Origin of the sequence: Mesorhizobium salmacidum (SeqCode), from assembly GCF_037179605.1 — a bacterium.
Classification (GTDB): domain Bacteria; phylum Pseudomonadota; class Alphaproteobacteria; order Rhizobiales; family Rhizobiaceae; genus Mesorhizobium; species Mesorhizobium salmacidum.
The window spans coordinates 59,818-74,061 of the sequence record NZ_JAPYKS010000021.1; the positions used below are offsets into that span (position 1 = coordinate 59,818).

Below are 14,244 nucleotides of genomic sequence, written 5' to 3' on the forward strand. Positions count from 1 at the left end.
TGCTTGATCATCCCGCTTTCCGATTTCAATCGGCTGCCTGTGCGACTAGAATACACATGGGCGCTTGCCAAGGCTGGCAGAGCGGCGCGGCTTGGGGCGTGTGCAGGAATGTCATTTTTCGGCAAGTTCAGTCTTTCCACGCGGCTCGCTGCTGATCCTGACCCTGCGCCGCTGTCCCCTCCCCTGAAAGATGTTCGTTGCACCTCGACGGTGGTGCGCCGATGAGCTCGAAGGACGATTCCTCCGAGCCTCCGGACAAAACCGTCATCCGCGCGCCACGGCCAAGGCAAAAGCCGCTTTTGGCCCCCGGTCGTTCCGGTGCGCCAAGTGTGCCCCCTCTTTCATCACCCGCCAGGGAATCGACGGTGTTCGCCCCCGGCGTCGGCCGGCAGACGCCCCCCGGCTGGTCGTCCCGAACCGTGGTCATTCAGGACGACGAAGCGGTGCCTGCAAGGGCACCGGCGTTGCAGCAGGATGTCTTGCTCAACGCCACCGTCGGCGTGAAGTATGCCGCGGCCAATCCTATCCTTGCCGCCGCAGCCCCCTTGCTCATGCTTTTCGGCCAGTTGCGGCTGATACCGGTCGAACGGCAAGCGGCCGCTTTGGCGGAGCATACCGCAGACGTTATCGAGAGCTTCGAGCGTACCACCGCCAAAGCCGGAATTGGGGAAGAAGACGCGCGGATCGCAAAGTTTGCACTTTGCGAAACTGCCGACGATCTCATCGGCAACCTGCCCTGGCCGGAAAAGCAAAGCTGGGCTCAGCACAGTATGGTGGTGAGGTTCTTCCACACGCAGCCGACAGGTGCGGGCTTTTACGAAGCGCTGAACAATATCCTCGCGAAGCCTGAAGCGCATTGCGACCTGCTCGAATTGCTGCATGCCTGCCTGTCGCTCGGGTTCCAGGGCCAGTATCGGGGGTTGCAGCGTGAACGCAACGCGCTCGAGCGCGTCCGGCGCGACGTGTACGACACACTGCGCTATTTCCGGCCGCGTGCCGCCGAAGACATTTCGCCGCGGTGGCAAGGCATGGCGGCTGCGCTGGCCAGGCCAGGAGTGCGGCTGCCGCTGTGGGCTATCGCAGCCGCCGCGGCGACCCTGGTGACGGCGGCCTTTTTCTGGCTAAGGATATTGATCACCGATGAGGGCGATGTAACGGCCGGCGAGTTGCTGGCGCTCAATCCTTCCACCCCGGTTACCATTGAACGCGCCAGCGTGGCGGCACCCAGCGAACCGGTGCAAACCAACCCGCCACCACCGGCTCCTGCGAACACCACGCAGATCGACCGCATCCGAAAGGCACTCGCCAAGGAGGTCGCCGGCGGCGGACTGAGCGTCGGCACGAAGGGCGACTTCATCGTTGTCGAGATCAGCAACCAGCTTTTGTTCGTATCAGGCCAGGCCGAGTTGACGGCACAATTCCAGCCCATCGCGGCGGACATTGCCACGGCGCTCGATGCCGAACCCGGACCGATCAAGATCGTCGGCCATACCGACAATGTGAAGCCGAAGAAGTCGAGCCCGTTCAAGTCGAATTTCGATCTTTCCGTGGCGCGCGCAAAAGCGCTGCAGGCCCTAATGGCCAAGCAGTTGAAGGACCCATCGCGCCTGAGCGTCGATGGCAAGGGCGAAGACGAACCCATCGCCGACAATGCGACGGCTGAAGGGCGCGCCAAGAACCGCCGCGTCGACGTGATAATCCAAAAGGAGGACGCGTTGTGAGCGGGCGCGGCCAGGAGCGGCTGGTCGGCTGGGTGCTGCCGATCTTCAGCGTGCTTGCCCTGGCCGGCTTCTCGGCCGCCATCTGGTATGCGGGACCCCTGATCCGCTTCGCCGATACCCGCCCGCTTGGGTCCGTGTGGCTCAGGGCGGTGGTCATCGGTGCGACCATGGCGGCGCTTGCACTGTTCTACGGCATTCGCTTCTGGCAAAGGCGCAAGGCGCAAAAGGCACTCGAAACGGCCATCGTGCGCAGCGACGAGCGGAGCGACGACTCACAGGTGCTCGAAGCACGCATGAGTGAAGCCATCGCAGCGCTGAGGCGGACGAGCCGCACGCGCAACTTCCTTTATGATATTCCCTGGTACATCATCATCGGGCCGCCAGGCGCCGGCAAGACGACGGCGCTGGTCAATTCCGGGCTGAAGTTTCCGCTTGCGGGCTTTGGCAATGCCCAGCCGGTGGCCGGCGTCGGCGGCACACGGTTATGCGACTGGTGGTTTACCGACGAAGCGGTGCTGATCGACACGGCCGGCCGCTACACGACGCAGGACTCGGACCGCGAGCGCGACAAGGCAAGCTGGCTTGCATTCCTGCGACTACTCAAGAAAAGCCGCGTCAAGCAACCGATCAACGGCGTGATCCTCGCCATCAGCCTCGCCGATCTTATCAGCCTCGACGACCAGCAGGTCGAGGCGCATGTCACCGAGATAAGAAGCCGCCTGCGCGAATTGCACGAGACGCTGAAGGTCCAGTTTCCCGTCTATCTGCTTTTCACCAAGGCCGATCTCGTATCCGGCTTCATGGATTATTTCGGTGAATTCGACGAAGCGCGCAGGCGCAAGGTATGGGGCGCAACGTTCCAGACCGTCGATCGCACAAGGAACATGGCCAGCGAGGCGCCGGCCGAATTCGACGGTCTGGCGCAGCGCTTGGCAGCAGAAGTCGTCGATCGCTTGCAGGAAGAGGCTGATCCGGTGGCCCGCATCGCCATCTTCGAGTTCCCGGCGCAGTTCGGCGCCCTCAGGAACCGGACAGCGCATTTCATCACCAGTTTGTTCGATGCCTCTCGATCGCGGGTGAATGTGAGCTTGCGGGGCCTCTATTTCTCCTCGGGTACTCAGGAAGGAACACCGTTCGACCAGGTTCTGGGCACCATCGGGCGCAGCTTCGGCAGCGCCTCCCAGGCGCATTTTTCCGGCACCGGCAAGAGCTTCTTCCTGCACGATCTCCTGACCAAGGTGATCTTTCCGGAATCGGGCTGGGTATCGTTCGACCGGGCGGCCGAACGGCGCGCCAGGTTCGCGAGATTTGGCGGCCTCGCCGCGATTGGACTGGCGGCCTTGACGGCGCTCGGCGTGCTTGGGCTGAACTTCTTCGCCAACAAGTCGCTGATCGCCTCCACCAGGCAGGCCATGGCGCAGTATCGCAACAGCGCGGATTCGCTGCTCAAGAGTACCATGGTGACCGATGTCGATCTCGAAAACGTCATCGGCCCGCTCGACCAGTTGCGCAACCTGCCAGCCGGGTTCGAAAACGGCGACCAGCGAAAGCCGATCGAGGGGACGTTCGGGCTGGGCCAGCGCGAGAGGCTGCTGTCGGCGTCCAGGGATGCCTACCGGCAAGCGCTCGAGCGGACATTCCGCTCCCGGCTCTTGGTGCAGGCCGAGCGGACCATCCAGGCCAAGATAGCCGATCCAATCGCGCTCTACGAGCCGCTGAAGATCTACCTGATGCTGGGCGGCAAGGCTCCGAAGGTGGATAACGAGTTGATCGTTTCCTGGATGAAGCAGGATTGGGAAGTGAACCGCTATCCGGGCGAGAACAACCGCGAAGGCCGCGCGCAGCTCGAAAAGCATCTGCGCGCGATGCTCGCCCTCGACGACGCCTACGATCCTCTCTTCGAGCTCAACCAACCGTTGATCGAAGCCGCGCAACGCTCCCTTGGCCGCATGAGCCTTGCCGACCGCGCTTCGGCGCTGATCAAGTCAGCGGTTTACGCCGCAAGGCTGGACAACTTCTCCCTCGCAGCGAAAGCCGGTCCTGAGGCACAGCTCGTGTTTGAACGAACCGATGGCAGTGATCTGGCGGATCTCAACGTTCCCGGACTTTACACGCGCGCCGGCTTCAACCGTTTTTTCCTGCCGCAGCTTTCGCGCATCGCCCAAACGCTTATGAACGATCGGTGGGTGCTTGGCGGCGGCGAGGAACAGGGCGGCATCGACCAGGACCTGCCCAAGCTCGGCCCTGAATTGATCGACCGCTACGGCAAGGAATTCTCCTCCGCATGGAACGGCGTACTCGACCAACTGAAGTTCAAGGCGTTGCTCGAGGACAAGCCGCGATATCTCGCGCTTTCCGCCCTCGCCGCAGCGGGCTCGCCTCTCGATCGGCTCTACACGGCGATCGCCGAGGAGACCGCATTGACGAAAGAGAACACCATGGCCGAGAGCGGAACCGGTGCGGCACAAGAGGATCCCGCCACCATGGCCAAAGGCCTGGCTCGCATCGGCCTGCAGATCGCCGGCGGCAAGTCACAGAGCCGTGCCGGTTCGGGCTCGGCTCTCGCACACAGTGCCGGTGCGAGCGTCGAGGCACAGTTTCGATCGTTCCAGTCCCTGGTCAGCGGCGCCAATGGACGGCGGCCGCTCGATGCGCTGGCGCGGAACTTTCACGACATTTTTCAAAGCCTGAAGCTTTCGGCCGATGTCCCTTCACAGACCGAACGCGTCAACGCCAACCTGCAGCTGCAGATCTCCACGCTGCGCGCCAATGTCTCGCGCCTTCCAAAGCCGCTTGCGCGCATGGTCAACGCGGCAACGGACGAGTTTGCAAGTAACATTGCCGAAGCTTCGGTGGCCAACCTCAACCAGAATCTCGACCAGACGGTCACACGAGCCTGCGAGGAGGCGGTCAACGGTCGCTATCCCTTCGCCAGCGACGGCACGGAAGAGATCTCGATAGCGGATTTCGCCAGGCTTTTCGCACCAGGCGGGCTGATGGACCGCTTCTTCGCGCAGAACCTTGCGTCGCTGATCGACATGACCGGCCAGGAATGGACCTGGAGACAGGATGCCCGCTCCGGCCACGAGCTCGCGAAGTCGACCTTGAAATCCTTTCAGTCGGCCGCCGAGATCCGCAGCGCCTTCTTCCCCTCCGGCGGCTCGGTGCCGTCGGTTTCGCTCACCATCACGCCTTTTTCGCTGAATGGAGACGCGGACAACGCGCTTCTCAACATTGACGGCCAGACTGTCCAGAGCAGCCAGACGGGCAATGCGCCAAGCACGGTGACGTGGCCAAACAGCACTGCCTCGGCTTCCGCCAGCCTTACCCTTATGCCGGAAATGCCAGGCCGCGACTCAGCGCTTAAATTCGAAGGAGCTTGGGCCCTGAAGCGTCTGCTGGACACGGCGACCATCACCGCCAACGGCGCCAACACCCAAGCCCGCTTCGTGATCGGCGGACGAGACGTCGCCTACATGATCCAGTCCGGATCGGGGGCCAATCCCTTCCTGTTGCCAGCCCTGGCCGGCTTCAGCTGTCCGAAGGCTTTCTGACATGGCCGTGTTCAAGCGCGCCTACGGCTGCAGCCCTTATTTCGGTACTCTAATGTATGCGCATGTGGCAAAGTGGCCTGGGCATGCTGCCCGTGGTTGGTCACAGGGGACGCTCGCGAAGCGCTTGGTGGCAAATTGAGCACTGTCGCCCTTCCCATCGAAAGCTTCGGCGTGAGCCATAGAGGCTGCGTGCGCGACCACAACGAGGACAACTACCTGATCGACCCGCAGACCGGCCTCTGGGTGGTGGCCGATGGCATGGGCGGGCACGAGGCCGGCGAGGTCGCGTCGGCCAGCATCGTCGATCATCTGGCAACGATTGGCATCGCGAGCTCGGCACCGGACCTTCGCGCGCGCTTCGAAGACCGGCTGAGCCGCGCCAATTCCGAGATCCGCAACATCTCGCGATCCCGCGGCATCACCATCGGCTCCACCTTCGCGGCCTTGCTTGCCATGGACGGGCGGTTCGCAGGCCTGTGGGCCGGCGACAGCCGCATCTATCTGGTCCGCAACGGCATGATCTTTCAGGTCTCGAAGGATCACACCGAGGTCCAGGAACTGCTGGATCGCGGCATGATCAGTGCGGAAGAGGCGCTTACCTGGCCGCGCCGTCATGTCATTACTCATGCTGTCGGCGTCAGCGACGAGCTCGAGATCGATTTCCAGCAGGGCGAGCTGATACCGGGGGATGTTTTCGTTCTGAGCACCGACGGCCTGACGGCACATGTCAGCGACGCCGAGATCGAAGCCACGGTGAGATCGGCAACGCCGCAGGCGGCGTGCCAAAGCCTGCTGGAGATGGTGCTGGCGCGCGGCGGGACCGACAATGTGACCATCGTACTGGTGAAGATCGGCGGCGGGCGCGACGGTGCGCTCCATCAGGATCGATCCGGCGCGGAGAGCCTGGCCAGATGAGCGACGACGACAAGACGCGGTTATCAGCGAACGTCACCTATGCTGGCGCCGGCACACAGCTCAGCGGCATTTACGAACTCGACGAGAGGATCGCATCCGGCGGCATGGGAGAAGTCTATCGCGGCCACAACATCCAAACCGGCGACCACGTAGCGATCAAGATCGTACTCCCCGAATTCGCCCGCGACCAGACGATCTTGTCGCTGTTCCGCAAGGAAGCCTCGATCCTCAACCATTTGTCGCATGACGCAGTGGTGCGCTATCACGTCTTCACCATCGATCCGAAGATCGGCCGCCCCTATCTGGCGATGGAGTTCGTGGACGGCCAATCACTCTTCGACGTGATGCGTCGCGGACCGATGCCGGGAGAAGAAGTGCGGCGCCTTTGCCATCGCCTGGCGTCGGGGCTGGCCGCCGTGCACCAGGCGGGCGCGGTTCACCGCGACCTGTCGCCGGACAACATCATCCTGCCCGGCGGGCGGGTGGAGCGCGCCAAGATCATTGATTTCGGCATCGCTCGGTCGGCGGCCGCAGGCGGTGAAACGCTGATTGGCGGCAAGTTCGCTGGCAAATACAATTACGTCTCGCCCGAACAGCTCGGCCTCTATGGCGGCGAGGTGAGCGAGCAGTCCGATATTTATAGCCTCGGCCTGGTGCTGGCCGCCGTTTTGCGCGGAAAGCCGCTCGATATGAGCGGCACCCAGTACGACGTCGTCGAGAAACGCCGAACCGTGCCGGACCTGTCCGACATCGATCCCAATTTCCACGAGCTCGTCGGCGCGATGCTGCAGCCGGACCCGCGCGATCGGCCGGCCAGCATGGCCGACATCGCCAGGGCAACGCGTGACGCGGATGCCGAGGTCACATTGCCGCCGGCAGCCTACGGTTCGCGTGAACGCTCGGGATTGCCGCGCGCCGGCTGGACGGCACTGCCCAAGTCCAGGGTCCAGCCTTCGGCGCCTCCTGGCGAACAGCGCTTCGTTGAACATGTGCGGCCGGCGCATCTGTCGCAACCAAGGTCCGCGCCAACGCCCGCGCCGGCCAGCACGACCATGCCGCCGCGAAAGTCGTCTCGGATGCCGGCCATCGCTGGCAGCCTCGCGGCGCTGGTGTTCCTGTTGGGCGGCGGGCTGTACTTCAGTGGCATACTGGCGCCACCGCCGGCCGAAGAGAAACTCAAACCGCTGATCGCAAAGCCGGTGGCCCAGGCGCCGCAACCGGAAGCATCGAAACCTCAGCCACACCCACCGGTGCAACCTCAGCCAGAGCCGTCAAAAACCGACAACGCCGGCACCGTCGAAACGGTGAAGCCACCTGCCCTGCCCGATGTAAAGACGAAGACCGCAATACCGGCTGAGAACCAGGCGGACGCTGCAGGCGAGCAGCCGGCAACAAAATCACAGGCTAACAACAATCCCCCGCAAGTGCCAGGGGTCGGGATTAAGCCAGCCCAGACGCCGACCGCCAATCCGCCAACGGCAGCTTCGGTGCCAAAGGCCGAGGAGAGTGCGAAAGTGCCAAAACCAGTCAGCCAGCCGCCGGAGACATCGGCGCCAAGCCAGGCGGAGGCAGAGGGCAACCCGGCGCAGGAGGCAGACCTCCCGGCGACAAAACCAAGCGCAACCGACCTCGTCAACAGGCTCTCCAAATTGGCCCAGCCTCAGGCTTCCCCGCCGCCGATTGCGCAGCGCCCCGTGCCGACGCAGCCGACCACGCCGCCGGCTGAACCGGCGGCGCCTCCCCCGCCCGCCATCCAGCCGCCAGCAACCGTGCCATCAGAGCCGACGCAGAAGGCGCAGTCGTCCCAGCAACCGCCACCGGTGACCACACAGCCCGAAAACACCGAAGTCGCGATGAATGTGCCCAAGCCGGCGGTCCCCCCGGCGACGACCGGCGACGAGACCGCGCAACGCGCTTCATGGGTGCGCGACTTCAGCGGCGGCGACTGTTTCTACGCGTCGCTGATATCCGAAGACGCCAGCGCCGTCGCTATCGAAGGCTTCGCGACGGCCGTGCAGCCCTTCGAGCAGTTGCTCAATGAATTTCGGGCAAGGTTCCATCTCGAGCCGGACATCAGTGTCCGTCTGATCGAGCAGCCCCAGTGTGAAGTGACCAAGCTCCTGCGCTTTCTCGACCGCAACCGGATGGATAGCCCGCGGCTCGTTCTCGACCGGACATCGGTGCCGGATGGCGCGCCGATCAGCGGCACGCTGGCAACGCATGGCGGGCTCGTTTCCAACGTCATGCTGATCGACCACCGCGGCATCGCCTTCAACCTCGATGACCGCATGGTGGCGCAAACCGACAAGGCGACATTCAGCATCCCGATCGGTCTGGGCGCCGCCGACAAAGCGGCCGGCAAGCCCCTGCCGCAGATCATGCTGGTGATCACCGGACCGCACGATATCCAGGCCGCGATGTTCTCGAGACCGACACCGGCCTCCGACCTTCTGCCAAAGATCCTGGAGGAGATCGAGGCCGACGGCTCGCAATTCTCCGCCGCCGCCAAGTATTTTCGGCTCGGCGGATAGAGATGAAACGCCGATGGACCGTCGCTCGCTGTCTATTTGCCAGCATCCCTCACGCGTAAAGCGTAGCTGGTTTCGATTCTTGCTGGCCGACCGCCTGGCCGGTTGCGCGCTGTTCGGTGCGGTGCTGCTCACTATCCTCTCGACCGGCACGGCGCGTGCCGAATTCACCGTCTGCAATCAGACGCTCGACGTCGTCAACCTCGCAGTCGGGCAGAAGGTCGACAATGCCGACCAGACCGACGGCTGGTGGACCATCGGCGCCAACCAGTGCGTGAACGTGATCCGCGAGGAACTAACCAACCGCTACATCTACCTCTACGCCACCGACGTGTTCGGCCATGCGATCCTCAATGGATCGACCGAGATGTGCGTCGATCGGCGCCGCTTCTCCATCCGTGGCATCGAGGAGTGCTGGCCGCGCGGTCATATCGCGGCGCGATTCGTCGAGGTCGATACGCTCGAGCAGGTGCGCTGGACCTATTTCCTGACCGGAAGCAGCCCGTGACGCACAGCATCGACACGAGCTTCAAACAAAAGAAGCTGGCGCGCCAGAGCGAACGCCGACGTAAACTTTGGCGCCGCGTCCTTGCCGGCGTTGCTACGCTCACCGTCATCACCATCGCCACCAGCTTCTATCTTACCAAGGATGAGTGGTCGTTCGGCGACCAGAATGAGGACCTGCATCCCGTCGAAGGCATGGAAGACGTGCCCGCCGACGCGGCGGTCTATGTGCCGGCGATCATCGACCTTGCCGGTGACCCGATGTGGATCACACTGGCACCCGATGACGAGACCGCCACGAAGGGCCACACCATTGCGCGCCCGGCCGAACTCGACAGTTCCGGGGCTTCGCCGCAGATCGAAATCCTGTCCGACGTGATGCTGAGCGCCAGCGAGAAGTTCATGACGACAATCCCCTCGACGCAGGAGGATTTTGCCTTCTTCCAGGCGCAGCGGCAGGCACCTCCGAAGCCCTCCGCTGCAGCACCGGACAATCAGCAGCCGACCTCGGCCGCACCTGCCGTGGCACCCAATGAGCAAGAAGATGATCTGGCGAACGACCTGCAGGCGACGCCGGATGAAGGCGGGGTGCCCACAGCTTCGCCACTTAAAGCCGATGCAGACGACCCCGAGGCCGGCTGGGGCGAGACCATCGACCAGGGCGAGGCAGCGCTCCCTGCCTTCGCCAAGACCGCGATCGAGAACAACACCACCGTCGCGACCGTCATCAGCGAATATCAGCGTTTCGAGGCGACAGAGGACACCTTCGTGAAAGTCCTCAACGACCGCAGCCTGGAAAGCGTGGCGCTCGACGCGCATTTCTCCGCGGATGACGCCAGGCTTGCGGGCGAGGCGCTGAAAGCGCTGTTCGACCGCGACGGGTTGGAGCCCGGCTTTGTGGTCGCCTTGCGCGGTTTCCGGCCCAACCGCGAGACCACCGCCATGTCGCTGATGCAGGTCTCCGTCTACGCAAAGAATGTTTATGTCGGTACGCTGACGCGCAGCGCCGCGGGTCCCTTTGTTTCAGGCGCCGATCCCTGGGTTCGCGAGGACCTCTTCAACTATTCCGGTAGCTCGGATCAGGGCGGGCCGAAGCGGCAATACCGCCTGCTCGACGCAATCTATTCGACCGCGGCGCGCAACAAGGTGCCGACCAGCGTGATCGGCGAAGCGATCATGTATCTGTCGCGAGGACAGGATCTGGACGCCTTCGCCGCCGAGGACCAGCGCCTGGTGCTGATCTACTCGCAGACCCCGCGCGGCCAAGGCGAGATATCCGGACGGGTGCTTTACGTCGGTGTCCTCGGTAGGGACAAGAACCTCGACTGCTTCGTCTATCAGCAAAGCGAGGGCCAGTATGCCTGCGTGACGGGCGATGATCAGGTCCGTTCGCTGTCCATCGCCAACGGCATGGTCACGCCGGTGAGCGGGGTCATGACCTCGACCTTCGGCCCGCGTAAGCATCCCATCCTAGGCACGGTTCGAATCCACAAAGGCGTCGACTGGGCGGCTCCGATCGGCACGCCGATCATGGCGGCCTTCGACGGCGAGATCAGCTTCCAAGGCGATGGCGGCAGCTATGGCAATCTGGTCAAGATCGCCCATGCAAACGGACGCGAGACACGCTATGCGCATATGCAGAAATTCGCCATCGCCAGCGGCGTCGGCACCAAGGTGAAGGCCGGCGACGTCATCGGCTATATTGGCACGACCGGGCTCTCGACCGGACCGCATCTGCATTTCGAACTCTATCAAAACGGCGAGGCAATCGATCCGCTCGGAACGGTCACCACGGTTGCTGCCGGCGCAGACGCCCGCTCCGGCGGATCCGGCAGCTCCGGCGATTCCGCCGTCGAGACGCTAACCGACCGTATCGTGCATGTCGAAAGCGGCGGCAGCGCCCGCGCCAAGAACCCCAACTCATCAGCAACCGGCGCTGGCCAGTTCATCACCAAGACCTGGATCCGGATGATGAACACTTATCGCCCCGATCTTGCCCGTTCGCTCTCGACCGCTGACCTGCTTGCGCTTCGCTACGACGTGACGCTGTCGCGTGAGATGGTGCGCAACCTCGCGCGCGAAGGCGAGGCTTATCTGCGCGCGCGCGGCCACCAGATAACCGCAGGGCGCCTTTACCTCTGCCACTTCCTTGGCATGGAAGGCGCGCACCAGGTGCTGGCTGCGTCCGGCTCGTCGCAACTGAGCGCCGTTCTGGGGTCAGCGGTGATCGAGGCCAATCCTTTCCTCATCGGCAAGACCGCTGGCTATGTCATTGACTGGGCCGAGCGGAAGATGGGTCAAAAAGTGCTGCGCGTGGCGACAGACGCGGGCCAGCCGGCGACGACCACGACCGAAATCCGACAGACATCACCGGGGTTCGAAAAATACAAGCAGGCCATAACGGCGCTGCTCAATTCGGTCCAAGGGGCGTTTCAGCCAGGCTAATGCATATCGCTGTTAAATGATCGCCTGTTGGCGACAGCCTACTCGGTCCTGACGCGCATCTCCACGCGGCGGTTGACTGGATCATAAGGATTGGCGACGCGCGGATGCGATTTGCCGAGGCCGATTGCTTCCAGTCTGGCAGATTCTACGCCGTTGGCCGTCAGGAAGGCCGCCACCGACCGCGCCCTTCGCTGCGAAAGTTCCTGGTTATAGCGGTCCGAGCCAGTTGCATCGGTATGACCTTCGACGACAAAGCTGAACGTGCTCAGCCGATTGTCCTTCAGCGCCTTGGCGAACTCATCAAGTTCGGTGCGCGCAACCTGGTCGAGTTGCGCGGAATCAAGGGCGAAATTGATCATCATGTCGAGGCCGCCCTTTTGGGAGGTTGAGCCAGTCTTCTCGGCCTTGCTCTTGCACTCTTCCTCCGTGCCGACGCAGATCCCGCGCGAAGCACCCAGATTGCCGGGCTGGCCGGCGAAGAACTTCACGATGTCTTCCGACTTCTGAAGCGGATCGGCGGATACGTGCGTCGTAAGAAGCATGGCCACCAATGCCAAGGCTGAACTGCCCAATCGCATGACCGTCACTCCTGTTCGAGTGGATTTCGCTGGCCGCTACCATATCAAATCGGGAAGCGATTGTCTGTGGACAAACGCAATTTGCTCCTGTCCGCCACCCGTTAAAGGCTGACGCTTGACCGGCGCTCGGCCACAGGCTTGAGTGTTTGTCTGCTGGCTTTCAGGTTGGGCAGCCATGGCTAACGAACTCGGATACAGAACGGCACGGGATCTGTTTCTTGCTTGTCCCGCCATCGCCAGGGACATGAAATCGCTGGCCACCGGTCAGCCGCCGCTTGATTTTTGCCGTAACCTGCTTGCCGGGCGAGTCCCGGAAGAAGCAGTCACGTTCTGTGCCTACCTCCTCCCCGAGCGAGCCGCCGTCTGGTGGGGACATGAATGCCTGAGGAATGTCGCCGAGCTCCTCGGGAACCGGGAGCTCGATTTGCTGGCGCTTGTTCATGCCCGCGTCGGCGAACCTGACAACCCCCACCATCAATCCGTCTTGAGCAAGTCCTTGGACCTGCCGCCGGCAACGCCGGCCGCCTGGATCGCTCTGGCAGCAGTATGGCGTGACCCGACCCTCAAAATGGAATCGAGCGGATTTCCTGCCGCCCATGCCGTCAATGCCGCGATCCTCGCTGGACTGGCCCGCGCCGCGCTGGCGGACCGGTTTACCTTGCTTTCCGCCTTTGTCGAGATGGGCATCCAGATGGTGGAGATGGAGGCCTAACGGCATTCGCCTCCCCTGCTCGCCTTCGCCGGCGCTGGCAGCAGCCCAGCATCACCGGCAGCCGCCTTGCGCCCATCTGGCCAGCGCGACCTTGAATCGGGTACCGAGCGGATGCTGCAGCCGCAGGACCGAGACGTCGTTGGCAGCGAAATTCTTCGCCTGCTCGCAGAGCCGGGCCTCATTCCACTCATGGCAGCTATCGCAGTGCTTGCCTTCCCAGACCGACTTGTCGAGACCTTCCACCGGACTGAACAGCGGTTCGCCCTTGATCAGTTGGGCGATGCTCTTGCCGTCGATCGCCGGCTCCCCGAACTTGACGGGACGATCGAAAAAGATGGGGCCGTCGGTGGCCAGTTTCGGGATCTTCGCACGGAGAACATCGAGCGCAAGCTGATCGTCATCCTGGGCCGACGACCCGCCGGTTTTGTGCGTCCCGGAGCTGGCTTCAGCTGGCGGGGTGCTCGACTGCCCGACGATCAGCGGCGCGTTGAGATCGACCTTGTGCAGGACAACCTCGGTGGTCAAGGAAACATTGGCCCAGGGGCGTTGCCTGCCGGCCGTCGCCTTGAAGACGTCGCTGGTCACCCTGTTCATCGCTTCGGTGATGGAGACATTGGATTCCCCAATGTGCTGAAGCAATGCCGTCGTGAAGGGCGAGTGGTCGCCCGACCCATCATAGGCGAGCTGGTTGGGACTGGCAGCGAACGCAACGAGCGTTCCCGCGCCCCCATTTTCGATCGCGATTTCCGCAAGGCCGCTGCTTGCACCTTTGATGCCCGCGGTCTTAGTCAGCACATCGGCCAAGGGATTGTCCCGGCATGCGTCCAGAAACACCAACCTTACGCTGGTCTCGCGAGACATCTGACGCAAAATGAAATCGACGGACACGGCCTCAAAGTCGAGTGACGTTTCATCCTCGAGCGCGGCATCGACCGGAAGCAGGTAGTTCTTGCCTGAAACCTGCAAGCCATGTCCGGCATAGAAGAAAAGCGCGACATCGGCGCCGCGCACCTGCTTTGCGAACTGGGCGACCGTGGCCTGCGTCTGCTGCTTGGTCAGGTCGAAGCCAGAGACCACATCGAAACCAAGGTGCTGCAGGCGCTCGGCCATTGCCTGGGCATCGCGCACCGGATTGGCGAGCGGCGCGGCGTGCTGATATTGCGAGTTGCCGAGCACCAGCGCGACACGGCGCTCGGCAGTCGCGGCGGTCAAAGTCAAAAGCAAGACAATCGCCACAAGGCCAGCGCCGCGAAACAAGCCAGCGCAACACGCGAATGGACGGGAGCC

Annotated in this window: 9 protein-coding genes; 7 read left to right on the top strand and 2 right to left on the bottom strand. The window is 63.1% G+C overall.

Features of this window, described 5'->3' with window-relative positions; genetic code table 11:
• Nucleotides 1-221 precede the first annotated feature (221 nt).
• The 6 genes from tssL (at nt 222) to O7A60_RS24885 (ending at nt 11,667) form a co-directional block, all read left to right on the top strand.
• The gene (tssL, locus tag O7A60_RS24860) at nt 222-1,721 is read left to right on the top strand and encodes a type VI secretion system protein TssL, long form (protein WP_415926855.1); all 1,500 of its coding nucleotides are present in this window, start codon (nt 222-224) and stop codon (nt 1,719-1,721) included.
• Entirely contained in the window at nt 1,718-5,275 is a 3,558-nt protein-coding gene (gene tssM / locus O7A60_RS24865; protein WP_415926856.1) for a type VI secretion system membrane subunit TssM, read from the top strand. The genes tssL and tssM overlap by 4 nt, the downstream gene beginning before the upstream one ends.
• A 135-nt stretch (nt 5,276-5,410) precedes the next feature.
• Nucleotides 5,411-6,190 carry a PP2C family protein-serine/threonine phosphatase gene (locus tag O7A60_RS24870; RefSeq protein WP_337108423.1) on the top strand — a complete coding sequence of 260 codons (780 nt, stop codon included), beginning with the start codon at nt 5,411-5,413 and terminating at the stop codon, nt 6,188-6,190.
• Nucleotides 6,187-8,721, top strand: coding sequence for a serine/threonine-protein kinase (locus O7A60_RS24875; protein WP_337108424.1), 2,535 nt, complete (start codon nt 6,187-6,189; stop codon nt 8,719-8,721). Before O7A60_RS24870 ends, O7A60_RS24875 begins: the two co-directional genes overlap by 4 nt.
• Before the next feature lie 13 nt (nt 8,722-8,734).
• Entirely contained in the window at nt 8,735-9,226 is a 492-nt protein-coding gene (locus O7A60_RS24880) for a DUF1036 domain-containing protein (RefSeq protein WP_027143742.1), read from the top strand.
• Nucleotides 9,223-11,667 carry a M23 family metallopeptidase gene (locus O7A60_RS24885; RefSeq protein WP_337108425.1) on the top strand — a complete coding sequence of 815 codons (2,445 nt, stop codon included), beginning with the start codon at nt 9,223-9,225 and terminating at the stop codon, nt 11,665-11,667. The genes O7A60_RS24880 and O7A60_RS24885 overlap by 4 nt, the downstream gene beginning before the upstream one ends.
• Nucleotides 11,668-11,705: 38 nt before the next feature.
• Here the strand turns inward: O7A60_RS24885 and O7A60_RS24890 are convergent, their stop codons facing one another.
• Nucleotides 11,706-12,245, bottom strand: coding sequence for an OmpA family protein (locus O7A60_RS24890; RefSeq protein ID WP_337108426.1), 540 nt, complete (start codon nt 12,243-12,245; stop codon nt 11,706-11,708).
• Between the two features lie 175 nt (nt 12,246-12,420).
• Between O7A60_RS24890 and O7A60_RS24895 the strand changes: the two genes are divergently transcribed.
• The gene (locus tag O7A60_RS24895) at nt 12,421-12,957 is read left to right on the top strand and encodes a DUF6931 family protein (protein ID WP_337108427.1); all 537 of its coding nucleotides are present in this window, start codon (nt 12,421-12,423) and stop codon (nt 12,955-12,957) included.
• A 51-nt stretch (nt 12,958-13,008) separates the two neighbouring features.
• Here O7A60_RS24895 and O7A60_RS24900 read toward each other — a convergent pair whose 3' ends face one another.
• Entirely contained in the window at nt 13,009-14,181 is a 1,173-nt protein-coding gene (locus O7A60_RS24900) for a caspase family protein (RefSeq protein ID WP_337108428.1), read from the bottom strand.
• Nucleotides 14,182-14,244 lie beyond the last annotated feature (63 nt).